At 69.1% G+C, this 20,987-nt stretch carries 21 protein-coding genes and 4 tRNA genes; 19 read left to right on the top strand and 6 right to left on the bottom strand.

The genetic code is table 11. From position 1 onward, the window contains the following. Window positions 1-32 precede the first annotated feature (32 nt). Both ACY48E_RS07195 and ACY48E_RS07190 read left to right on the top strand, forming a co-directional pair. Window positions 33-1,550 carry an ABC transporter permease gene (locus ACY48E_RS07195; protein ID WP_462871445.1) on the top strand — a complete coding sequence of 506 codons (1,518 nt, stop codon included), beginning with the start codon at window positions 33-35 and terminating at the stop codon, window positions 1,548-1,550. Beyond that, window positions 1,550-2,629 carry an ABC transporter ATP-binding protein gene (locus tag ACY48E_RS07190; RefSeq protein ID WP_462871444.1) on the top strand — a complete coding sequence of 360 codons (1,080 nt, stop codon included), beginning with the start codon at window positions 1,550-1,552 and terminating at the stop codon, window positions 2,627-2,629. The genes ACY48E_RS07195 and ACY48E_RS07190 overlap by 1 nt, the downstream gene beginning before the upstream one ends. A gap of 28 nt (window positions 2,630-2,657) precedes the next feature. Here the strand turns inward: ACY48E_RS07190 and ACY48E_RS07185 are convergent, their stop codons facing one another. Further along, window positions 2,658-4,304 (bottom strand): alpha/beta hydrolase, encoded by a 1,647-nt coding sequence (locus ACY48E_RS07185; RefSeq protein WP_462871443.1) that lies wholly within the window; start codon window positions 4,302-4,304, stop codon window positions 2,658-2,660. Window positions 4,305-4,306: 2 nt separating this feature from the next. Further along, window positions 4,307-4,966, bottom strand: a complete 660-nt coding sequence (locus ACY48E_RS07180) for a pyrimidine reductase family protein (protein WP_462871442.1) — start codon at window positions 4,964-4,966, stop codon at window positions 4,307-4,309. A 254-nt stretch (window positions 4,967-5,220) separates the two neighbouring features. Here ACY48E_RS07180 and zapE point away from each other — a divergent pair, with 254 nt between their 5' ends. Beyond that, window positions 5,221-6,228 carry a cell division protein ZapE gene (zapE, locus tag ACY48E_RS07175; protein WP_462871441.1) on the top strand — a complete coding sequence of 336 codons (1,008 nt, stop codon included), beginning with the start codon at window positions 5,221-5,223 and terminating at the stop codon, window positions 6,226-6,228. Window positions 6,229-6,235: 7 nt separating this feature from the next. Here zapE and ACY48E_RS07170 read toward each other — a convergent pair whose 3' ends face one another. From ACY48E_RS07170 to ACY48E_RS07155, 4 genes are all read right to left on the bottom strand, one after another. Then, a complete protein-coding gene (locus ACY48E_RS07170; RefSeq protein ID WP_462871440.1) occupies window positions 6,236-6,775 on the bottom strand; it encodes a GNAT family N-acetyltransferase in 540 nt (179 codons plus the stop codon). Window positions 6,776-6,806: 31 nt separating this feature from the next. Continuing rightward, window positions 6,807-6,881: transfer RNA gene (locus tag ACY48E_RS07165), tRNA-Val, on the bottom strand. Window positions 6,882-6,910: 29 nt separating this feature from the next. After that, a tRNA-Cys gene (locus ACY48E_RS07160) sits at window positions 6,911-6,981 on the bottom strand. 18 nt (window positions 6,982-6,999) lie between these two features. Beyond that, a tRNA-Gly gene (locus ACY48E_RS07155) sits at window positions 7,000-7,072 on the bottom strand. Window positions 7,073-7,260: 188 nt separating this feature from the next. Here ACY48E_RS07155 and ACY48E_RS07150 point away from each other — a divergent pair. The 16 genes from ACY48E_RS07150 (at window position 7,261) to ruvB (ending at window position 20,962) form a co-directional block, all read left to right on the top strand. Further along, a tRNA-Val gene (locus ACY48E_RS07150) sits at window positions 7,261-7,332 on the top strand. 181 nt (window positions 7,333-7,513) lie between these two features. Beyond that, window positions 7,514-7,894 carry a TIGR02611 family protein gene (locus ACY48E_RS07145; protein ID WP_462871538.1) on the top strand — a complete coding sequence of 127 codons (381 nt, stop codon included), beginning with the start codon at window positions 7,514-7,516 and terminating at the stop codon, window positions 7,892-7,894. After that, complete coding sequence (locus tag ACY48E_RS07140; protein WP_462871439.1) at window positions 7,852-8,520, top strand: hypothetical protein; 669 nt, start codon at window positions 7,852-7,854, stop codon at window positions 8,518-8,520. The genes ACY48E_RS07145 and ACY48E_RS07140 overlap by 43 nt, the downstream gene beginning before the upstream one ends. Window positions 8,521-8,616: 96 nt before the next feature. Beyond that, window positions 8,617-10,692 (top strand): threonine--tRNA ligase, encoded by a 2,076-nt coding sequence (gene thrS / locus ACY48E_RS07135; RefSeq protein ID WP_462871438.1) that lies wholly within the window; start codon window positions 8,617-8,619, stop codon window positions 10,690-10,692. After that, window positions 10,689-11,249: an ATP adenylyltransferase gene (locus ACY48E_RS07130; protein ID WP_462871437.1), complete on the top strand. Its 561-nt coding sequence runs from the start codon at window positions 10,689-10,691 to the stop codon at window positions 11,247-11,249. Before thrS ends, ACY48E_RS07130 begins: the two co-directional genes overlap by 4 nt. Window positions 11,250-11,288: 39 nt before the next feature. Next, on the top strand, window positions 11,289-11,984 hold the full coding sequence (gene pgsA / locus ACY48E_RS07125; RefSeq protein ID WP_462871436.1) for a phosphatidylinositol phosphate synthase: 696 nt from the start codon (window positions 11,289-11,291) through the stop codon (window positions 11,982-11,984). A gap of 25 nt (window positions 11,985-12,009) precedes the next feature. Further along, complete coding sequence (locus ACY48E_RS07120) at window positions 12,010-12,915, top strand: phosphatidylinositol mannoside acyltransferase (protein ID WP_462871435.1); 906 nt, start codon at window positions 12,010-12,012, stop codon at window positions 12,913-12,915. 13 nt (window positions 12,916-12,928) lie between these two features. Then, window positions 12,929-14,053 (top strand): glycosyltransferase family 4 protein, encoded by a 1,125-nt coding sequence (locus tag ACY48E_RS07115; RefSeq protein ID WP_462871434.1) that lies wholly within the window; start codon window positions 12,929-12,931, stop codon window positions 14,051-14,053. Next, a complete protein-coding gene (locus tag ACY48E_RS07110) occupies window positions 14,053-15,063 on the top strand; it encodes an NUDIX hydrolase (protein ID WP_462871433.1) in 1,011 nt (336 codons plus the stop codon). Before ACY48E_RS07115 ends, ACY48E_RS07110 begins: the two co-directional genes overlap by 1 nt. Before the next feature lie 106 nt (window positions 15,064-15,169). After that, on the top strand, window positions 15,170-16,078 hold the full coding sequence (gene pdxS, locus ACY48E_RS07105; RefSeq protein WP_462871537.1) for a pyridoxal 5'-phosphate synthase lyase subunit PdxS: 909 nt from the start codon (window positions 15,170-15,172) through the stop codon (window positions 16,076-16,078). 72 nt (window positions 16,079-16,150) lie between these two features. Next, on the top strand, window positions 16,151-17,002 hold the full coding sequence (locus ACY48E_RS07100) for an acyl-CoA thioesterase (protein ID WP_462871432.1): 852 nt from the start codon (window positions 16,151-16,153) through the stop codon (window positions 17,000-17,002). Then, window positions 16,999-17,619, top strand: a complete 621-nt coding sequence (pdxT, locus tag ACY48E_RS07095) for a pyridoxal 5'-phosphate synthase glutaminase subunit PdxT (RefSeq protein ID WP_462871431.1) — start codon at window positions 16,999-17,001, stop codon at window positions 17,617-17,619. Before ACY48E_RS07100 ends, pdxT begins: the two co-directional genes overlap by 4 nt. 55 nt (window positions 17,620-17,674) lie before the next feature. Further along, on the top strand, window positions 17,675-18,430 hold the full coding sequence (locus tag ACY48E_RS07090) for a YebC/PmpR family DNA-binding transcriptional regulator (protein ID WP_462871430.1): 756 nt from the start codon (window positions 17,675-17,677) through the stop codon (window positions 18,428-18,430). 194 nt (window positions 18,431-18,624) lie between these two features. Further along, window positions 18,625-19,197 carry a crossover junction endodeoxyribonuclease RuvC gene (ruvC, locus tag ACY48E_RS07085; RefSeq protein WP_462871536.1) on the top strand — a complete coding sequence of 191 codons (573 nt, stop codon included), beginning with the start codon at window positions 18,625-18,627 and terminating at the stop codon, window positions 19,195-19,197. Further along, window positions 19,194-19,802, top strand: coding sequence for a Holliday junction branch migration protein RuvA (gene ruvA / locus ACY48E_RS07080; protein ID WP_462871429.1), 609 nt, complete (start codon window positions 19,194-19,196; stop codon window positions 19,800-19,802). The genes ruvC and ruvA overlap by 4 nt, the downstream gene beginning before the upstream one ends. Further along, a complete protein-coding gene (ruvB, locus tag ACY48E_RS07075) occupies window positions 19,799-20,962 on the top strand; it encodes a Holliday junction branch migration DNA helicase RuvB (protein ID WP_462871428.1) in 1,164 nt (387 codons plus the stop codon). The genes ruvA and ruvB overlap by 4 nt, the downstream gene beginning before the upstream one ends. The last annotated feature ends 25 nt before the right edge of the window (window positions 20,963-20,987 follow it).

The following is a 20,987-nucleotide window of genomic DNA, read 5'->3' as shown; positions in this document are numbered from 1 at the left end:
CCCGTACTCGCGAGCGGGCGCACCGAACGTCGATGCGGCGCAGTGCGGCCGGGCCACCGACTGCCCTCGTGGCGGCCGCCACCGTCGCGGCCGCCTGCGCGCTGCTCCCGGTGATCTTCCTCGCGATCCGCCTGATCGACATCGGCGGCGGCGGGATCGTCGAGGTCCTCGGCCGACCGGGGTTCGTCGACGTGGTCACCCGCAGCGTCGCGCTCGCCGGTGCGGTTGCCCTCACCTGCGCCGCGCTCGGTGTGGCCACGGCGATGCTGCTCGCGCGGCGACGGTGGCCCGGTGGCGGCCTGTGGTCGGTGGTGGCCGTGCTGCCGCTGGCAATGCCGTCGTACGTCGCCGGGCTGGGATGGCTCGCAGTGCGTCCGGACTGGAGTGGACCCGTCCCATCGTGGATGGTGCTCTCGGCCGTGTGCGCGCCGTACGTGACCCTGCCGGTACTGGCCGCGTTGCGGTCCGCGGACCCGGATGCCGTCGACGTCGCACGTTCGCTCGGTGCGGGGCCGGTATCGGCGTGGTGGCGCGTGACGCTGCCGCAGATCGCGCCGGCAGCGGCAGCGGGGACCCTGTTGGTCGTGCTGTACGTGCTGGCGGACTTCGGCGCCGTCGCCATCTTCCGTGAACGCGTCCTGACCGTGGTGATTGCGCGGGAGTTCCAATCGCTCATCGGGCGCGAGAGCGCCTTCGTGCTGGCGGCGGCGCTCGTGGTGATCGCAACCGCGGTCGTGGCACTCGAGCGGGCAGCTCGCGATCGCGGAGCGCGGTGGCGGGTGGGATCTGGTGTGCGTCGTCCGGGCGCCGCACGCGCGGCGCGATGGTTCGAGGCACCGCTGTTGGCAGTGGTGCTCGCGGCGCCGGTGGTGGCCGTGGTGGTTCCCATCGGTGCCCTGCTCGGACGACTGCAGGACGCTCGCCCCGGGGTGTTCGACGCAGGTGAAGTTCTTGCCGCGCTGAGCAGCACCGCGTCGGTGGCCGCCGCCGCCGCCCTGGTTGCCCTCGCGCTGTCGCTGCCCATCGCCGCGCTGACCGCCCGTTACCGAGGAACCCTGGTGACGACCATCGAGACGTCCGGCTACGCCGGCCACGTCCTACCCGGTCTGGTGGTGGCGCTCGCGCTGGTGTTCTTCACCCTGCGGGCGGCGCCCGAGCTGTACCAGAGCGTCACCGTTCTGGTGTTCGCGTACGTGGTGCTCATGCTTCCCAAGGCCATCGGAACGGGACGTACCGCTCTCGAACAGGTCCCACCGTCGATGGCCGAAGCTGCTCGCTCCCTCGGGCGGGGCAGAATCGGTGCAGCCGCGACGACCGGTCGGCTCGCAGCTCCGGGGCTCGCGGCCGGGACACTCCTGGTGATGTTGACAGCGATGAAGGAACTGCCCGCCACTCTGGTCCTGCGGCCCAGCGAGCTGGACACCCTTGCCACCGAGATCTGGAGTCGAACATCCACTGGGGCCTACGGAGCCGCTGCGCCCTTCGCCCTGGCCCTGGTGTTGGTGGCCTCGGTTCCGGCGGTCGCGCTCACCCGGATCCGGGGCGCGTGATGAGTGACCCCGGCGATCTTCGGGTGATCGGTGTGCACGCCCGCCACGGCCGCGCGGAGGTGCTGCGAGGTGTCCACCTGCACGTGCCGCAGGCGAGCGTGGTTGCGGTGCTGGGGCCGAGCGGGTGCGGCAAGACCACCCTGCTGCGCGCTCTCGCGGGACACCACCCGGTGAGCGCGGGGCGTATTCTTCTCGGCTCCCGGGAGATCGTCGGACCGGGTGTTGATGTTCCGCCCGAGCGGCGCTCGATCGGGTTGGTGCCTCAGGAGGGTGCTCTCTTCCCGCACCTGTCCGTGCGCGAGAACGTCTCCTTCGGCCTCCGGCCGGTCCTGTCGTTCACCCAGCGCCGGGGTTCGATGCGTGCCCCGGACGCCGACGCGCGCGTGCGAAGAATGTTGACACTGGTGGGTCTCGAGGGGTTCGAACGCAGGCGCCCTCACCAGCTCTCGGGCGGTCAACAGCAACGGGTGGCGCTGGCTCGGGCCTTGGCACCGGCGCCGCGGGCATTGCTGCTCGACGAGCCGTTCTCGGCTCTCGACGCGCGTGTGCGCGAGAGCGTTCGCGCAGACGTGCGGGAGGTGCTGGGCCGTGAGGGATGCACCGCTGTGCTGGTCACCCACGACCGCACCGAAGCGTTCTCCATCGCTGATTCCGTGGCGGTGATGTGTGACGGGGTGGTGGTGCAGCAGGGCACCCCGCAGGAGGTCTACCAGCGCCCGGTCGATCTGCGTACCGCGCAGCTGACGGGGCCGACGTTGCTGGTGGACCCCGCCGACGTCGAGCACGGTCCGTCGCGACCTGATGGTGCCGGCGTGGCCACCCTGACGACTCCACTCGGTCCCGTCGAGGCACAGGGTCACGGAGGGCACCTGATGCTGAGGCCCGAACAACTGCGCCAACGACCCGGTGGGGTCGAGGCCGTGGTGACGGCGTCCGTGTTCGGAGGAGCGTCGAGCGATCTTCGGATTCGCCTGGCCGACGGCGGGGAGTACCCGATGTCGATCTCCGGTGTCGCTCCCTCGGTCGGCGACCGGCTCGAGGTGGGCGTCGAGGGCTACGGGTGGCTGCTGCCGCGTTGAGGTCTCAGGGGTCGGGCGAGCCGTGTGCTCAGGACGGGCAGGCCGTGCCGTCGCTGCCCGTGGCGGCGTCGTCGGTGTAGGCCAATACCGCCGCGCGCACACACCCCGACAGCACGCTCGACGGGTGTCCCAGCCCGGCCCAGGTGACGGTGCTCGTCGCAGCACCGGCCGCCGACACCGATCCGCGCACGGTGTCGATGCCTCCGTTGCCGCTCACCGGGTCGGCGGCACCGCTGAGCAGCAGCACGGGCACGGAGAGGTCGGTCGGCAGGGGAGCGGGAGCAGTGGTGGGCCACCCCGTGCACGACGCCAGGTCGAGGGCGGCCTCGGACCCGAAGAGTGGGTACTGGGCGGTCCACGCGGCGCGGACCTGCCGGATGCGATCCGGTGTGGGCACCTGCCCGCCGTCGGTGCACCGGCTGACGTACTGCCCGTCGCTGCCGGTACGGGCGAGGGCCGCGTTCACCAACGCCGTCAGCGGTCCCGCATCACCGCGCAGAGCAGCCGCGAGGGCATCGGACAGAACGGTGGTGCGCGCAGCCGGGTCCGTCGGGGAGCCGAAGGCGAGTGTCTGCGCAAGTGCAGTGGTGACCGCGTGTGCGGACAGCGAGCCGAGTTGTCCGTCGCGGGCCCGCTGGACGACCGTCGTCGCCGAGGCTCGCGGGTCCGGTCCCAGGGAGCAGGCCGTGGCAGTGCACCGAGCGGCGAAAGCGTCGAAGGCGGCCTCCTGGCCGCGCACCGTCTGCTCCATCGAGGTGGTCACGTCGACCCCCGCCGGTGCGGGGGAGTCCAGGATCAACCGCGACACGCTCTTCGGGAAAGCCCGCGCGTAGGCCAGCGCCACCGCGGCGCCGTTGCCCGCACCGATGATCGCAAGGGTGTCGACCTTCCACGCGTTGCGTAGGGCCTCGAGGTCGGAGGCGCTCTGGCTCAACCCGAACGCCAACGCGTCGGGCTGCAGGAAGTCTGTGCACGCGACGGTTGCCGCTCGCGCGAGGTCGGCGGTGCGATCCACCGGATCCTTGCCGGGATCGGTGAACTGTCCGAGGTCGAACAGAGGTCGGCGGACGTCCGCGATGGCACTTCCGCAGTCGAAAGGCGCCGACTTCCCCGTCCCTCGACGGTCGACGGCGACGACGGGATGCGCCGCGATGAGGGCGGTATCGGCGGCGGACCCGAGAACGGCCGCCTGCGCTTCGGACGCGATATCGGCGCCGGTGGTCAACACCAGCGGGGCAGCCGTCGCCGGGGTCGATGTCAGCCGGACCCGGGTCGCCGCCATCGCGAAGTCTCCCGATGCCGGCGAGTCGGGCTCGATGGGCGCCTGGTAGGTGGCGCACTCGACCACCACGCCGCCGGTCAGTGTGACGCCGTAGGTAGCGGCGACGCTCGCGCCGCAGTTGGTCCACGCGAGATCGTCGGTCGGCGCAACCACCGGGGGAGCGGACGGGGCCGCGGAGGTCGTGGCGCCGCCGTCCGCGGGGGTGCCGTCGCTGCGGCCGGACACCGCGACGCCGGGGCGCTCGGACGGTCCGATGGAGCATCCGGTCACGGCCAGGACGCCGACCAGGATCAGCGCGGACGCCGACGCGAGTGGCCCGCGAGTGAGCCGGGTACCGGCCGCCACGTTTCGTGCCGTGCCCGGCCGCACGCCAGGCCTGTGATCACCGGTCATGATCACAGCGTGCCAGGTCGATCTCGTATCCAGCGGACGGCCAGGGTGCCATCGGAGTCGGAAAGGATGTGCCCGATGCGCATTCGGCGCGTGTGTTCGTCGTCCGACCTGGCGATTCTCGGCGCCTGCCCCGCCACCAGGTGCGGGGAGGTGGTGATGAAGGCGTCGTCCACGGCGTCGTCGGCGAGGAGTTGTCCGAACAGCGAAGGCCCCCCTTCGCACAGCACCCGGCGCAGGCCACGCTCGCTCAGTGCTCTGCGGATGTCCTCGGTCGAGACCGACGAGCCCGGTACGACGGCCAGATCCGCGCCGGTCGACTCGAGTGCGTCCCTGCGTTCCTGTGGAGCCGACTGCGCACAGATCACCACCGGCGGCACGGCCGTGTCGGTGAACACCCGCAGTGTGGGGTCCAGATTCGCCGATGCGGTCACCACCACGATCGGGGCGATCTCCGGTCGACCGGCCGCCGCGCGTCGCTCGCGCAGCTGCGCGGACGCTCCGGTACCCCCGTAGTTCTCGGCGCGCACCGTTCCCGCGCCCACCAGAATGGCGTCGGCGCTCTCGCGCAGCTCCGTGAAGATGCGCCGGTCGGCAGGGGTGCCCAGGCCACCGGACTTGCCGTCGACGCTCACTGCACCGTCGATGCTGGAGATGAAGTTCACCCGAATCCACGGAAGGACGCCGTCTGCCGTACCGCGTCCGGCGGGGTGGTCGTGAAGCTCGCGGAACTCCGTCTCCGACAGCCCGGGCCCGGTCTCCGACGGTGCTGAACGGGTCTCCGACGGTGCTGAACGGGTCTCCGACGGTGCTGAACGGGTCTCCGACGGTGCTGAACGGGTCTCCGACACTGTGAAGTAGGTCGCTTTATCGATGCGCTGCACAAGGACCATCACAGCACGTCGTTAGCCTCACTCGTATGCCCGAACGCCTCGTCGACCGCAATCCGGTGGTGCCCCCCGATCAGTTGATCGCTCAGATGGTGCCACCGGCGATGTTCGACGACGTCAGTTTCGCGTCCTACATCCCCGATCCGCAGGAACCGACGCAGGCCGCAGCGGTGGCGACGGCGGAGGACTTCGCCGCCCGCATCGCGAAGATCCGCAGCGGCAAGCGCGGACTGTTCGGGAAGAAGACCCCCACCACGGGCGCCGGTCTGTATCTCGACGGAGGGTTCGGCGTGGGCAAGACCCACCTGCTGGCGTCGATCTACCACGCGGCGCCGGGGCCGAAGGCCTTCGGCACATTCGTCGAGCTCACCCACGTGGTCGGCGCTCTCGGGTTCGCCAAGGCGCTCGAGGAGCTCTCGCAGCACAGTGTGCTGTGCATCGACGAGTTCGAACTCGACGATCCGGGCGACACCATGCTCGTCTCTCGACTGCTCACCGAGCTCTCCGCCGGTGGGGTGTGCATTGCCGCCACCTCCAACACGCTTCCCGGTCAGCTCGGGGAGGGGCGCTTCGCCGCGCAGGACTTCCTGCGCGAGATCAAGAAGCTGGGCTCGATCTTCGAGGCCGTTCGAGTCGACGGCCCGGACTATCGCCACCGCGACCTCCCGCCGGCACCGGAGCCGCTGACCTCCGAAGAGCTCCACGCCGCAGCCGAGCGCGTCGCCGGCTCCACGCTCGACGATTTCGATGCGCTCGTCGCGCACCTGAGCACCCTGCACCCGTCGCGTTACGGCAAGTTGATCGACGGGGTGACCGCGGTGTTCATCGATCATGTGCACCCCGCGCCCGATCAGGCCGTCGCGCTGCGGCTGGTGGTGTTGGCGGACCGCCTCTACGACGCCGGCACACCGGTCACCGTTGCCGGTGCCCGGCTGGACGAGCTGTTCACCGAGGAGATGCTCGCGGGCGGGTACCGCAAGAAGTACCTGCGGGCGACATCGCGTCTGCTCGCACTCTCGCGTTTCGCTGCGGTCTGAGCATCGCTCAGGGGCGAGCCATCACGAAGTCGTCCTGAACGTCCTCGCCGAGGACGAACCGCTTGTGTCCGACGACGCGGAAGCCCTGTGCGGCATAGAACTTCTGCGCGCGGTGGTTGCGTTGGTTCACCCCGAGCCACAGCCGAGCCGGCTCGGCAGCGGTTGTGACGGCATCCATCAGCGCCGCGGCGACACCGCGCCCGTGTGCGCGAGCATCGACGTAGAACTTGCTGATCTCCACCACGCCCGTCGGTGCCGTCCCACCGCCGGTTCCGTCGGTGAGGGCGGTGATCACGTCCGGGTTCGACGGTGGGGTGGTGATCAGCATTGCGTAACCCACCGGCGCCGGGTCGGTGGCCAGCAGCACCACGCGTTGCGGATCGTCGACATACTCGGCGAAGTGCCGCGTGGTCAGGGTCGAGGCGATGAAGCCGGTGATATCCGCCGGGTCGGATCCTGGTGGGCACGCCAGCGGGAAGGTGCGGGCGGCCAGTTCGGCCAGCGCTGGAGCGTCACCGGCGTGGGCGCGGGCAATCGAGAGGGCCATCCGGGCAGTCAAGCAGGCCTCGGGAACGTCGTGGTGCGCGATACTGGGATTGAACCAGTGACCTCTTCCGTGTCAGGGAAGCGCTCTCCCGCTGAGCTAATCGCGCGGGGTCTCGAACCGGGGCCCGAGACGGTGAGGTGGAGACGGGAATCGAACCCGTGTGCACGGCTTTGCAGGCCGTTGCCTCACCACTCGGCCACTCCACCGTGGACTGTAGGTCCTCGAGCGGACGACGGGATTCGAACCCGCGACCCCAACCTTGGCAAGGTTGTGCGCTACCAGCTGCGCCACGTCCGCACACCCCACGGGGTGACCCGTGGTGCGGTTGGCAACATTAGCCCACGCCCGCGGAGGAGGACAAATCACCAGTTCAGCTTCCGTTCACCCGACGAGCCCCGTTGCCCGCCCACTCGAGATTGGGCCGGTGCCAGCCCCGCGTGTTAGTCTTCGTGCTCGTTCGAACGGGTTGCGCAGCAACTCGCTTCGGTCCCGTGGCTCAGTGGAAGAGCGTCCCGTTCACACCGGGGAGGTCGCTGGTTCGATCCCAGCCGGGACCACACAGAGAACACCTCGCGACGTCGCTGGAACCCGGAGACGGTCTCGACGCACGGGTTCCGCCGTCGAGACATTGGTACTGTCGGTCCCGTCTCCCGAACCCTTCCACCAGGCAGGTCCGTCGTGCCCGAGAACAAGACCACCGTCCGATCGGACCGTGACGACACCGCGGAGAAGGGTCGGCTGGCCGCCGCCCGAGATCGGATAGCCGCTCGGCGCAGCACCGAGATCGCCTACCGGATCACCGTCGCCGTCATCGGAATCGCCGTCCTCGCCCTCGGCATCGTGCTCATCCCGTACCCCGGACCCGGATGGGCCGTGGTGTTCGCCGGGCTGGCGATCCTCGCCTCCGAGTTCGCCTGGGCGCAACGACTCCTGCGCTACGCAAAGGATCGCTACGGCAAGTTCATGGATTGGTTCGGCGCCCAGCCGACGTGGGTCAAGGGGATCGGCGTCCTTCTGACAACCGCGGTCGTCCTGGTGACGCTGTGGCTGCTCGGTGCCGTCGAATTGGTCTCCGGGTGGCTCGGGTTCGATCAGACCTGGTTGAAGGCGCCGTTCTGACAGCCGACGAGCGGCCGCTCGACCCCACGACCCTCACCGCCCTCATCGCGCGGCGTTGGCCGACCGCGACCCCGCGGGTGCAGGCGACGCTCTGGTGGTACTCCTCGTCCTGGAACGTCGTCGACCCGCTCGTGCGGGCCCTTCTGCGGGCCGAGAGCGTCGTCGATGCGGCGACCGCCACACCCGTCGTCGGCTCGGACGGTGTGCTGGTCGCGCTCTCCGGCCCGAGGGTGCCGATGTCGACCGGGTCCGCAGCGGACTCACTGGCGGCGTTCTGCTCCCGCGTGGTCGACGCACTGGGCGCGGTGGCGCCCGTCGGTCGGCCCAGTCTGTGGGCCGTCGCGTCCGACTCGGTGGCCAACTGTGTGCTGAGCACCTGCGCGGACGACGGGCGACTCGACCCCGCGGCGGCCGAGTTCGCCCGAGTGCTGACGGCCGGCGCCGCCGGTGCCATGCCGACACCACGGTTCGTCGACGTGAGGTCCCCGAAGTCGGGTCGAGTTCGCACGTTCGTGCGGCGAAGCTCGTGCTGTCTGATCCTCGAGGTCGGTGGTGGGCTGTGTTCGAGTTGTCCGCGGCGCACTCCCGCCGACCGCGCTGAGAGGTTGAGCGCGCTCGTTCCCTGAACGAATCAGGTGTGGCGGCGCCCAGCAGGTGCACGGGCCGATAGGGTGTTGTCCGTCCACTCCCGCACGATCCGAGCCCGACCAGGAGCCCCCACCGTGAGCACGTCCGATTCCGCTGTCCGTGTCGCACGCATCAGCGTGGCGGCCGGGACCACCGCCGGAAGTGCGCTGCGCGAGACGGGGTTGCCGAACAAGGGCCCCGAGGCGGTGGTGGTGGTCCGCGACGCCAGCGGAGCCCTGCGAGACCTGTCCTGGACTCCGCAGACCGACACCGAGGTCGAGCCGGTCACGGCCGACAGCGAGGACGGTCGAAGCGTGATCCGGCACTCGGCGGCGCACGTGCTGGCCCAGGCCGTCCAGGAGCTGTTCCCGGCGGCGAAGCTCGGCATCGGGCCACCCATCGAGAACGGCTTCTACTACGACTTCGACGTGGCCGAGCCGTTCACCCCCGAGGACCTCGCCGCCCTCGAGAAGAAGATGAAGCAGATCATCAAGGGTGGCCAGCGGTTCTCCCGGCGGGTCTACGACTCGCTCGATGCGGCCAGGGCGGAGTTGGCGAGCGAGCCGTACAAGCTCGAACTCGTCGACGACAAGGGATCTGCCGACGACCCGGAGATCATGGAGGTGGGCGGCGCCGAGCTGACCGCCTACGACAACCTCAACCCGCGCACCGGTGAGCGGGAGTGGGGCGATCTGTGCCGCGGCCCGCACGTTCCCACCACCAAGTACATTCCCGCGTTCAAGCTCACCCGAAGCTCCGCTGCGTACTGGCGCGGCAACCAGGCCAACGCTGCGCTACAGCGGATATACGGCACCGCGTGGGAGTCGGCCGAGGCACTGGAGGCCTACCTCGAGCTGCTCGCCGAGGCCGAGCGCCGTGATCACCGCAGGCTCGGGGCCGAGCTGGACCTGTTCAGCTTCCCCGACGAGCTCGGGTCGGGGTTGCCGGTGTTCCACCCGAAGGGCGGGATCGTCCGCAACGAGATGGAAAGCTACTCGCGTCAGCGCCACATCGCCGCCGGCTACGAGTTCGTCAACACCCCGCACATCACCAAGGGCCATCTGTACGAGGTCTCCGGACACCTGGACTGGTACCGCGACGGGATGTTCCCGGCCATGCACGTCGACGAGGAACTCGCCGAGGACGGCACCGTGCGCAAGCCCGGCCAGGACTACTACCTCAAGCCGATGAACTGCCCGATGCACAACCTGATCTTCCGTTCCCGCGGCCGCTCGTACCGTGAGTTGCCCCTGCGGCTCTTCGAGTTCGGGTCGGTGTACCGGTACGAGAAGTCCGGAGTCGTCCACGGCCTCACCCGCGTGCGCGGGATGACGCAGGACGATGCGCACATCTATTGCACGCGTGAGCAGATGCGCGGTGAGCTGACCTCGCTGCTGACGTTCGTACTCGATCTGCTCAAGGACTACGGGCTCGACGACTTCTACCTCGAGCTCTCCACCCGAAACCCGGAGAAGTCGGTCGGTTCGGAGCAGGTGTGGGAGGAAGCGACGGCAACGCTGGCCGAGGTGGCGGCGGCGTCGGGTCTGGATCTGGTGCCCGATCCCGGCGGTGCTGCGTTCTACGGGCCGAAGATCTCCGTGCAGGCGCGGGACGCACTGGGGCGGACATGGCAGATGTCGACCATCCAGCTCGACTTCAACCTGCCCGAACGATTCGAGCTCGAGTACACCTCGCCGGAGGGCACCAAAGCGCGCCCGGTGATGATCCACCGGGCACTCTTCGGTTCCATCGAGCGATTCTTCGGCGTTCTCACCGAGCACTACGCGGGCGCGTTCCCGGCCTGGCTCGCACCGGTGCAGGTGGTGGGGATCCCGGTTGCAGCCGTGCACGAGGAGCACCTGTTCGCGGTGATTGCTCGGCTGCGGGAGGCCGGTGTGCGAGCCGAGGTGGACGCGAGCGACGACCGCATGCAGAAGAAGATCCGCAACCACACCACGGGCAAGGTGCCGTTCATGCTGCTGGCCGGCGAACGTGACGTCGAGGCGGATGCGGTGAGCTTCCGGTTCCGGGACGGGACACAGGTCAATTCGGTCCCGGTGGACCGCGCGGTCGCGCTGATCACCGACTGGATCGGCTCTCGCCGCAACGAGTCGCCGAGCGGGGAGAAGTTGTCGGAGGCAGATGTCCTCGCGGCGGAGGTGCGCCGATGAGCGAACCCGACGAGAAGGCCGTCGCCGCCCCGATCGTGGACGTGGGAGTGGGCGAACCCGACGCGCTTCAGCGCCTGTGGAACCCCCACCGCATGTCGTACCTGGCGACCGAGCCGCGTGTCGACGACAAGATGGTCACCGAGCCCTTCAGTGAGATACCCAAGCTCAGTGACGAGGAGGGGCTGATCGTCGCGCGGGGCGAGCACGTGTACGCCGTGCTCAACCTCTACCCCTACAACCCGGGCCACCTGATGGTGGTTCCGTACCGGAGGGTGGCCGCGCTCGAGGACCTCACCGACGCCGAGGCCGCGGAGCTGATGCAGTTCACCCAGCAGGCGCTGCGAGTGATCAAGCGTGTGTCCAATCCGCACGGGTTCAACGTCGGGCTCAACCTCGGTGCACCGGCGGGTGGTTCACTCTCCGAGCACCTGCACCAGCACGTGGTACCGCGATGGGGCGGGGACGCGAACTTCATCACCGTCATCGGCGGTGCCAAGGTGATGCCGCAACTTCTCCGCGACACTCGCGACCTCCTCGCTCGGGCCTGGAAGGACTGACGTGACCAACGGACCGCGGATGGAAGGACCGATGCCACCATGTTGAGCATCTTCGGGCGCGCATCGGTCTCGCGGGCAACCGCTCCGCTCGGTCGCGCGCTCAACAGCACCGGCCTGACACCCGACGCGGTGACCGTGCTCGGCACCATCGCCAGCGTGGCGGCCGCGGTGGCACTGTTTCCCGCCGGCCACCTCTTCGCCGGCGCGATGGTGATCTGGTTCTTCGTCATGTTCGACATGCTCGACGGGGCGATGGCGCGCGCGCGTGGTGGCGGCACCCGCTTCGGCGCGGTGCTCGACGCGACGTGCGACCGTGTGGCGGACGGTGCCATCTTCGGCTCCCTGGCATGGTGGGCGGCCTACAGCGAGAACAATCGGCCGCTGGTGGTGGCCACCCTCGTGGTGTTGGTGACCTCACAGGTGATCTCCTACGCGAAAGCGCGCGCCGAGGCCAGCGGTCTCTCGGCCGACGGCGGTTGGATCGAGCGTCCCGATCGCCTCGTGATCGGACTGGTCGGCGCCGGGTTCACCGGCCTGGGGAACATGTTCGACGTCGGCTGGCTTCGCTGGTCCATCCACGTCGCCATGTGGTTCCTCGCGGTCGCGAGCGTGGTCACCGTGGTTCAGCGGGTGTACGCGGTGTACGCCTCGCCGGGCGCTCGCGACGTGCTGCCCACCGGGCCCTCGGATACCTCGGCACCGGTGGCTAGCGACCGCGGGGCCTCCGCACCGTGAGCGCGCCCGGTACCGACGGAGCAGCGTGAGCCTGTCCGAACAGCTGGGGGGGTTCGGGTACGCCGCGGGCTGGAAGCTGGTCCGGATGATGCCCGAGCGAGTGGCGGTCACGCTCTTCGACGCCGGCGCGAACATGGTGGCACGGCGTGCAGGCGGTCCGATTCAGCTGCGCCGTAACCTCTCCCGTGTTCTGTCGGTTCCGCCCGAGCAGGTCCCCGACGGCCTGATCGCGGAGAGTCTGCGCTCCTACGCGCGCTACTGGCGTGAGGCGTTCCGACTTCCGTCGATGGATCTGGCAGCTCTCGCGGCTTCGCTCGATGCGTCCATCGTGGGCCGCGAGCACATCGACCGTGCCCTCGCGGCCGGTCGCGGTGTGGTTCTCGCTCTGCCGCACAGTGGCAACTGGGACATGGCCGGAGTCTGGGCGGTCCACCGCTACGGCGGGCTCACCACGGTGGCCGAGCGGCTGAAGCCGGAGTCGCTGTATCAGCGTTTCGTGGCGTATCGCGAGAGTCTCGGGTTCGTCATCCACCCGCTCTCCGGTGGTGAGCAACCGCCCTTCGACGCTCTGACGGCGGCTCTTGCGGCCAATCGCGTCGTCTGCCTGCTGGGTGAGCGCGACCTCGCGCGGCACGGCGTTCCCGTCACCTTCTTCGGGGAGCCGACGCGTATGCCCGCGGGGCCGGCGCGGCTGGCCATCGACACCGGCGCGCCTCTGCTGCCGGTGCACTGCTGGTTCCACGGCACCGGGTGGGGTTTCGAGGTCGAGCCCCCGCTCGATGTGAGCGTGGGTGTGCAGGGCGCGACGCAGGCCCTCGCCGATCGCTTCGCTGCCAACATCGCGCGCTTTCCCGCGGATTGGCACATGATGCAACCGCTGTGGTGGGACGACCTGTCGCAGGCCCGCAAGGACCGGCTGGGCGAAGCATGAGAGCGGAGATCGCGTGAAGATCGGGATGGTGTGCCCGTACTCGTTCGACGTGCCGGGCGGTGTTCAGGCCCACGTCACCGAACTGGCCAGCGTGCTCATCGAACGGGGTCACCGCGTCAGTGTGCTGGCACCGGCGTCCGAGGAGACGGCGCTGCCGGACTTCGTGGTCTCGACCGGTCGTGCTCTGAGCATCCCCTACAACGGATCGGTGGCTCGCTTGGCGTTCGGGCCCATCACCTACAGCCGCATCAAGACGTGGATCGACACCAACGACTTCGACGTGCTGCACATCCACGAACCCAACGCCCCGTCGTTGTCGATGTACGCCCTGAAGATCGCCGAGGGGCCCATCGTGGCGACGTTCCACGCCGCCACCACGAAGTCGTTGGTGCTGAGCACGTTTCAGGGCGTGCTGCGGCCCTATCACGAGAAGATCAACGGTCGCATCGCGGTGTCCGAGCTCGCTCGCCGCTGGCAGATGGAAGCGCTCGGATCCAATGCCGTCGAGATCCCCAACGGTGTTCATGTCGACGCGTTCGCGTCGGCACCGTACCTGCCCGGCTATCCGCGTGAGGGCCGCACGGTGCTCTTCCTGGGGAGGTACGACGAGCCGCGCAAGGGAATGGACACCCTCGTCGAGGCTCTACCGATGCTCATCGAGAAGTTCCCCGACGTCGAGGTTCTGATCGTGGGCAGGGGCGATGAGGAGGCTCTGCGCGAGAGGGTCGGCGAGCACGCGGGGCACCTGCGGTTCCTCGGCCAGGTCGACGACGAGGAGAAGGCGTCGGCCATGCGCAGTGCCGACGTGTACTGCGCACCCAACACCGGCGGTGAGAGTTTCGGGATCGTGCTGGTGGAGGCGATGTCGGCCGGGACCGCGGTGGTGGCCAGCGACCTCGACGCCTTTCGGCGGGTACTCCGCGACGGTGAGGCAGGTCGGCTGGTGCCCGTCGGCGACGGGGAGGCACTCGGGCGGGCTCTGGTCGAGGTGCTCGCCGACGACGGCATTCGGGCATCGCTCGTTGCCCATGCCACGCGTGTGGTGGGCGAATACGATTGGCCGGTGGTGGCCGAGCAGATTGTTCGGGTGTACGAGGCGGTCACCGTCGGGGGTAAGAAAGTGCAGGTAGAAGACTGATGACCGTGTCGGTTCAGGTCGTGTTGATCGGCGCGCTGGTGGTCGTTGCGGCCATCGCCATCGGATTCTGGGCGTACGGGACCGCGACGCGACTCGATCGGCTGCACGTGCGATACGACCAGGCCTGGCAGTCGCTCGAGGCCGCACTGGCACGGCGTGCGGTGGTTTCCCGCAGCGTCGCCGTGGCACTCGGCCCAGCCGGTCGAGCCCTGGCCACGCTGGCCGATCGCGCCGAGCGGTCGGATCGGTCGGGACGTGAGGCCGCCGAGAACGCCCTCACCGTGGCACTGTCCGGGGTGGATCTGAGCCTGCTCGATCCGCAGACGGTCTCCGAACTCGCCGATGCCGAGGCGCGGGTGATGATCGCGCGGCGCTTCCACAACGATGCCGTCCGTGACACTCTCGCCCTGCGCTCACGTCGTCCGGTGCGGTGGTTGCGGCTCGGTGGAACGGCGCCGCTGCCGACGTACTTCGAGATCTCGGAGCGCTCCGCTGCGGACGCGCTCGGCGACATCGCCGCGATTCGCACCTCGGCGCGGGTGGTTCTGCTCGACACCCGCGGACGCGTCCTGCTGCTTCGAGGTCACGATCCGGCGCGACCCGACGTGCATTTCTGGTTCACCCTCGGTGGCGGTGTGGAGTCGGGGGAGTCGCTGCGTGAGGCCGCTGTTCGCGAGGTGCGCGAGGAGACCGGCCACGAGATCGATCCGGAGTCCCTGCGAGGGCCGATGTGGCGTCGGGTGGCCACCTTCCCCTTCGACGGTGTGGTGATCCGGTCGGAGGAGTTGTTCTTCGCCGCACGGTGCGCCGATTTCGAGCCGGACTCGTCCGGGCGCGACGAACAAGAGCAGCGCACGATCACCGACCACCAGTGGTGCAGCGTCGAGGACATCAGGGCGCTGGTGGCATCGGGGGAGACGGTGTACCCGTACGGCATGGCGGAACTGCTCGACGAGGCCGACACGGTGGTGGCGCTCGGCACCGACCCGGAGGTTCGGACCATTCGCTGACAGTCCAGTCGGGCTCGACTGGTTATCGAAATACGCTGTGACCACGACTAATGTCGTCGTTCGTAAGTCCAGTCCAGTCGAGCCATCAGGAGTGACCGTGACCACGCTGCAGGACCCCGAGACCACCACGCCCCCCGGAACGGGTACCGCCCGCGTCAAGCGAGGCATGGCGGAGATGCTCAAGGGAGGCGTCATCATGGACGTCGTCACCGTCGAGCAGGCCAAGATCGCCGAGCAGTCCGGTGCCGTCGCCGTGATGGCTCTCGAGCGCGTGCCCGCCGACATCCGTGCCCAGGGTGGCGTCTCACGCATGTCCGATCCCGACATGATTGACGGCATCATCGAGGCAGTGTCGATCCCGGTGATGGCCAAGGCTCGGATCGGGCACTTCGTCGAGGCACAGATCCTGCAGAGCCTGGGCGTCGACTACATCGACGAGTCCGAGGTTCTCACCCCGGCGGACTACTCCCACCACATCGACAAGTGGAAGTTCACCGTGCCGTTCGTGTGCGGGGCCACCGGGCTGGGGGAGGCGCTGCGTCGCATCACCGAGGGCGCGGCCATGATCCGGTCGAAGGGCGAGGCCGGCACGGGCGACGTCTCCAACGCGACCACCCACATGCGCACAATCCGCGACGAGATCCGTTCGCTCACCTCGCTCCCACCCGACGAGCTCTACGTCGCGGCGAAGGAACTGCAGGCTCCGTACGAGCTCGTCGCCGAGGTCGCGCGCCTGGGCAGGCTGCCGGTCACCCTGTTCACCGCCGGCGGCATCGCAACGCCCGCCGACGCGGCGATGATGATGCAGCTCGGCGCCGACGGTGTGTTCGTCGGGTCGGGGATCTTCAAGTCCGGCAACCCGGAGCAGCGCGCAGCCGCCATCGTCAAGGCCACCACCTTCTTCGACGATCCGGATGTGTTGGCGTCGGTCTCGCGTGGGTTGGGCGAGGCGATGGTCGGAATCAACGTCGAGGAGATCCCGCAGCCGCATCGGCTCGCCGAGCGCGGCTGGTGATCGGGCCTGGCTCCGAGCGCCTGCGCCGCCGTCGGTGGTTGCTAGCCTGACCGTCGACGAAAAGGGGTGATCATGGCCGGGATCGAAGAGATCCTCGAGCTCGAGCGCATCGAGAACGACATCTATCGAGGTAAGCCGATCCCGAGCGGCCTGGTACGCACCTTCGGCGGTCAGGTCGCCGGTCAGGCGCTGGTCTCGGCGTCGCGCACGGTCGATCCGGATCGTCGGGTGCACTCCCTGCACGGATACTTCCTGCGTCCGGGCAACCCCGTCGAGCCGACGATCTTTCTCGTCGACCGAATTCGGGACGGTCGATCGTTCACCACGCGCCGCGTCACCGGTGTGCAGGACGGCAAGGCGATCTTCACCATGTCCGCGTCGTTCCACGTCGAGGATTCCGGTGTCGAGCACCAGGATCTGATGCCGACGGTTCCGGCGCCGGAGGACCTGCCCGATCAGGCGGACCTACCCGAGGCGGAGCAGTCGCTCATGCATCGTGAGTGGGCGCAGTGGGATGTGCGGCGCGTGCCCGCGGATCGGTACCAGCGAGTTCCCTCGCTCGCGGCGCAGCAGAGGGTGTGGATTCGCTACCGTGATCCGCTCCCGGACAGCCCGCTTCTGCATATCTGCGCGTTGGCCTACATGTCCGATCTCACGCTTCTCGGATCGGCCAAGGTGCCCCACCCGCATGTCGCCACCCAGACCGCCTCGTTGGACCACGCACTGTGGTTCCTGCGCCCGTTCCGGGCGGATCGGTGGATGCTCTACGACCAGACCTCGCCGTCCGCGGAGTTCGGGCGGGCCCTGACCCAGGGACGCATCTTCGACGTCTCGGGCAACATGATCGCCGCGGTGACCCAGGAGGGCCTGATGCGCATCGCGCGCGGAGAGCAGATCACCCCGGGCTTCGAGAAGACCACGTGACCGCTCGACCCACCGTCGGGGTCCTCGCCCTTCAGGGCGACGTGCGTGAGCACCTGCAGGCACTGGCCGCGGCGGGTTGCGACGCCGTCACCGTGCGCAGGCCGGGCGAACTCGCCGGTGTCGACGGTCTGGTGCTGCCCGGCGGGGAGTCGACCACCATGAGCAAACTCCTGAGAACGTTCGACCTTCTCGAGCCTCTGCGTGCCCGTCTCGCCGACGGGCTTCCGCTGTACGGCTCGTGCGCCGGAATGATTCTGGCGGCGCGCGAGATCATCGATACCACCGACGATGCCGTCGCACTGGGTGCGATCGATATCACCGTGCGCCGCAACGCCTTCGGCCGCCAGGTGGACTCGTTCGAGACCGATCTCGACATGGCGCAGGTCAGCGACCGCGAGCCCGGTGGGCCGGTGCGCGCGGTGTTCATCCGTGCACCGTGGGTGGAGAGGGTCGGACCCGATGCGGACGTTCTCGCCACCGTCCCGAACGGACCGGCCGCCGGGCGCGTCGTGGCCGTACGGCAGGGCAGTGTGCTCGCCACCTCCTTCCACCCCGAGGTCACGGGCGATCGCAGAATCCACGCCCTGTTCGCCGAGATGGTGCGAGCTCACCGATAGATCCCGCGGGTAGCATGACGAGACCGACGTTCCAGCCGAAAGGGGCCAGGCAGCGATGAGCGGCCATTCCAAGTGGGCGACCACGAAGCACAAGAAGGCCGTCATCGACGCCCGACGCGGCAAGTCGTTCGCCAAGCTGATCAAGAACATCGAGGTCGCAGCACGAACCGGCGGCGGCGATCCGGCCGGGAATCCGACGTTGTTCGACGCGATCCAGAAGGCCAAGAAGACGTCGGTGCCCAACGACAACATCGAGCGTGCGCGCAAGCGCGGCGCCGGCGAGGAAGCGGGCGGCGCCGATTGGCAGACGATCATGTACGAGGGCTACGGCCCCGGCGGCGTCGCCGTGTTGATCGAATGCCTGACCGACAACCGCAACCGCGCCGCCGGTGAGGTGCGGGTGGCCATGACCCGCAACGGCGGCAACATGGCCGATCCGGGTTCGGTGGCATACCTGTTCTCCCGCAAGGGCGTTGTGACTCTGGACAAGAACGGCCTGGCCGAGGACGACGTGTTGACCGCGGTTCTCGACGCCGGCGCCGAAGAGGTGACCGACCTCGGTGAGAAGTTCGAGGTGGTCAGCGAGCCGACCGACCTGGTGGCCGTGCGAACCGCGTTGCAGCAGGCGGGTATCGACTACGACTCCGCCGAGGCGAGTTTCCAGGCGTCGGTCACCGTCCCGGTGGACGCCGACTGTGCGCGCAAGGTGTTCAAGCTGATCGATGCCCTCGAGGACAGCGACGACGTGCAGAACGTGTACTCCAACGTCGACGTCTCGGACGAGGTTCTCGCCGAGCTCGACGGCGACTGAGTCTCGCCGAGCTCGACGGCGACTGAGTCTCGCCGAGCTCGACGGCGACTGAGTCTCGCCGACCTCGACGGCGACTGAGACCCGACTGGGTCTCGCCCTAGCTCGACGGTCCTCCGGCGCGTCGGATCGGGGTCCCGGCGAGGGCCACCTATGCTGTCGAACAACTGTTCGTAGGTCCGGCGATGGGAGCTCGTGTGCGCGTGATGGGTGTCGATCCCGGCCTCACTCGATGCGGTTTCAGCATCGTCGACGGTGGTTCCGGTCGGAGCGTGACCGCGCTCGACGTCGATGTGGTGCGTACACCGGCCGACATGGAGCTGGCCCAGCGCCTGCTGGCGATCTCCGAGGCCGCCGAACACTGGCTCGACACCCACGCACCGTCGGTGGTTGCCGTCGAGCGGGTGTTCTCCCAACACAACGTCCGCACGGCCATGGGAACTGCGCAGGCGGGCGCCGTCGTAGCTCTCGCCGCGGCGCGTCGCGGCGTCGCGGTGGCATTCCACACGCCCAGTGAGGTCAAGGCCGCGGTCACCGGCAACGGCACTGCCGACAAGGCGCAGGTCACCGCAATGGTCACTCGTATTCTCGGCTTGCAGCAGGCGCCCACTCCCGCCGACGCAGCCGACGCCCTGGCGCTGGCCATCTGCCACTGCTGGCGGGCGCCCATGCTCGAGCGGATGGCTCGGGCCAGGGCGCAGGCCGCGATCAACCAGAAGAGATACGAGGAGAAGGTGGCCGCGCAGCGGCGGGCGGGAGCGCGCACATGATCGCGTCCATTCGCGGTGAGGTGATCGACGTCGCGCTCGACCACGTCGTGATCGAAGCCGCCGGCCTCGGCTACCGCGTCAACGCCACCCCGAGCACCCTGTCGACGTTGCATCGGGGTACGCAGGCGCGGCTGTCCACCACGATGATCGTGCGTGAGGACTCGATGACGCTCTACGGCTTCGTCGACACGCGATCGCGCGAGTTGTTCGTCCTGTTGCAGACGGTGACCGGCGTCGGCCCGCGACTGGCGATGGCCGTGCTGGCAGTCCTCGAACCGGATGCGCTCTGCACGGCCCTGGCCGGGGGCGACCTGGCCGCCCTGACGCGTGTCCCCGGCATCGGCAAGCGTGGCGCCGAGCGACTGGTCGTCGAACTCAAGGACAAGGTGTCGGCGTTCGCCGGGCCGTCCGCCGTCGCAGTCGCCGCGGGGGCCACCGCGACACCGTCCTCGGTCCGCGATCAGGTGACCGAGGCGCTCGTCGGCCTCGGGTTCACCGAGAAGGCTGCCGCCGAGAGCGTCGACGCGGTCCTTGCGGAGAACCCGGAGGTGGGCACCTCCCAGACGCTCCGCGCGGCTCTCGCCCGACTGGGTCGGTCCCGATGAACGGCTGGGGCCGCGACACCGACGACCACGACGACCACGACGGCCACGACACCGACAGCCCCGCTGACGGCACTGTTGCCGACGGTGCGCCGCTCACCGCGTCCCTGGTCCCCGAGGATGCCGACCTCGATTCGGGCCTACGACCGCGCTCGCTCGGTGAGTTCATCGGCCAGGCAAAGGTGCGCGAGCAGCTCGAACTGGTTCTCGGCGGGGCCAAGATGCGCGGTGGCACGCCCGATCACATCCTGCTGTCCGGGCCCCCGGGGCTGGGAAAGACCTCGATGGCCATGATCATCGCCGCCGAGCTCGGCACAGCGCTGCGCCTGACGTCCGGTCCAGCGCTCGAGCGAGCCGGTGACCTCGCCGCGATGCTGAGCAACCTGGTCGAGGGTGACGTGCTCTTCATCGACGAGATTCATCGCATCGCGCGTCCCGCCGAAGAAATGCTGTACCTGGCGATGGAGGACTTCCGGGTCGACGTGGTGGTCGGAAAGGGGCCGGGTGCCACGTCGATTCCGCTCGACGTGGCGCCGTTCACCCTGGTCGGCGCCACCACGCGGTCCGGTGCCCTGACCGGGCCGCTGCGCGACCGCTTCGGGTTCACCGCGCACATGGACTTCTACGAGTCCGCCGAGCTCGAACGGATCATTGCGCGCTCGGCGGGCATTCTCGGCGTGCGGATCGCCTCCGATGCCGCAGCCGAGATCGCGGGCCGTTCACGGGGAACGCCGCGAATCGCCAACCGGCTTCTGCGTCGGGTGCGCGACTTCGCCGACGTGCGAGCCGACGGCGCGGTCACCGTGGCGGTGGCACGCGCTGCGCTCGAGGTCTACGACGTCGACGAGATCGGGTTGGACCGTCTCGACCGCGCAGTGCTCGGGGCGCTCGTCCGCAGCTTCGGTGGCGGGCCGGTGGGGGTGTCCACGCTGGCGGTCGCGGTCGGTGAGGAACCGGCGACGGTGGAGGAGGTGTGCGAGCCGTTCCTGGTGCGTGCGGGTCTGGTGGCGCGCACTCCTCGCGGCCGGGTCGCCACCCGCGCCGCATGGAGCCGCCTGGGCCTCACTCCTCCCGCCGACCTGAGTGTCGGCGGCATATCGGTACGCGCGAGCGAGCCGTCCCGGCGGGTCGGCGACGAGCAATCCACGCTCTTCGAGCACTGACCGTGTCCGTCGACGCCGGGGAGAG

This window comes from Rhodococcus sp. AZ1 (genome assembly GCF_054979605.1).
This window is presented reverse-complemented; position numbering and strand designations above follow the sequence as displayed.

Bases quoted from the DNA above. Each gene is read 5' to 3' on its own strand.
- ACY48E_RS07195 (WP_462871445.1), top strand. From the start codon at position 33: ATGCGGCGCAGTGCGGCCGGGCCACCGACTGCCCTCGTGGCGGCCGCC.
- ACY48E_RS07190 (WP_462871444.1), top strand. From the start codon at position 1,550: ATGAGTGACCCCGGCGATCTTCGGGTGATCGGTGTGCACGCCCGCCAC.
- ACY48E_RS07185 (WP_462871443.1), bottom strand. From the start codon at position 4,304: ATGACCGGTGATCACAGGCCTGGCGTGCGGCCGGGCACGGCACGAAAC.
- zapE (WP_462871441.1), top strand. From the start codon at position 5,221: ATGCCCGAACGCCTCGTCGACCGCAATCCGGTGGTGCCCCCCGATCAG.
- ACY48E_RS07170 (WP_462871440.1), bottom strand. From the start codon at position 6,775: ATGGCCCTCTCGATTGCCCGCGCCCACGCCGGTGACGCTCCAGCGCTG.
- ACY48E_RS07130 (WP_462871437.1), top strand. From the start codon at position 10,689: ATGAGCGAACCCGACGAGAAGGCCGTCGCCGCCCCGATCGTGGACGTG.
- pgsA (WP_462871436.1), top strand. From the start codon at position 11,289: ATGTTGAGCATCTTCGGGCGCGCATCGGTCTCGCGGGCAACCGCTCCG.
- ACY48E_RS07110 (WP_462871433.1), top strand. From the start codon at position 14,053: ATGACCGTGTCGGTTCAGGTCGTGTTGATCGGCGCGCTGGTGGTCGTT.
- ACY48E_RS07100 (WP_462871432.1), top strand. From the start codon at position 16,151: ATGGCCGGGATCGAAGAGATCCTCGAGCTCGAGCGCATCGAGAACGAC.
- ACY48E_RS07090 (WP_462871430.1), top strand. From the start codon at position 17,675: ATGAGCGGCCATTCCAAGTGGGCGACCACGAAGCACAAGAAGGCCGTC.
- ruvA (WP_462871429.1), top strand. From the start codon at position 19,194: ATGATCGCGTCCATTCGCGGTGAGGTGATCGACGTCGCGCTCGACCAC.
- ruvB (WP_462871428.1), top strand. From the start codon at position 19,799: ATGAACGGCTGGGGCCGCGACACCGACGACCACGACGACCACGACGGC.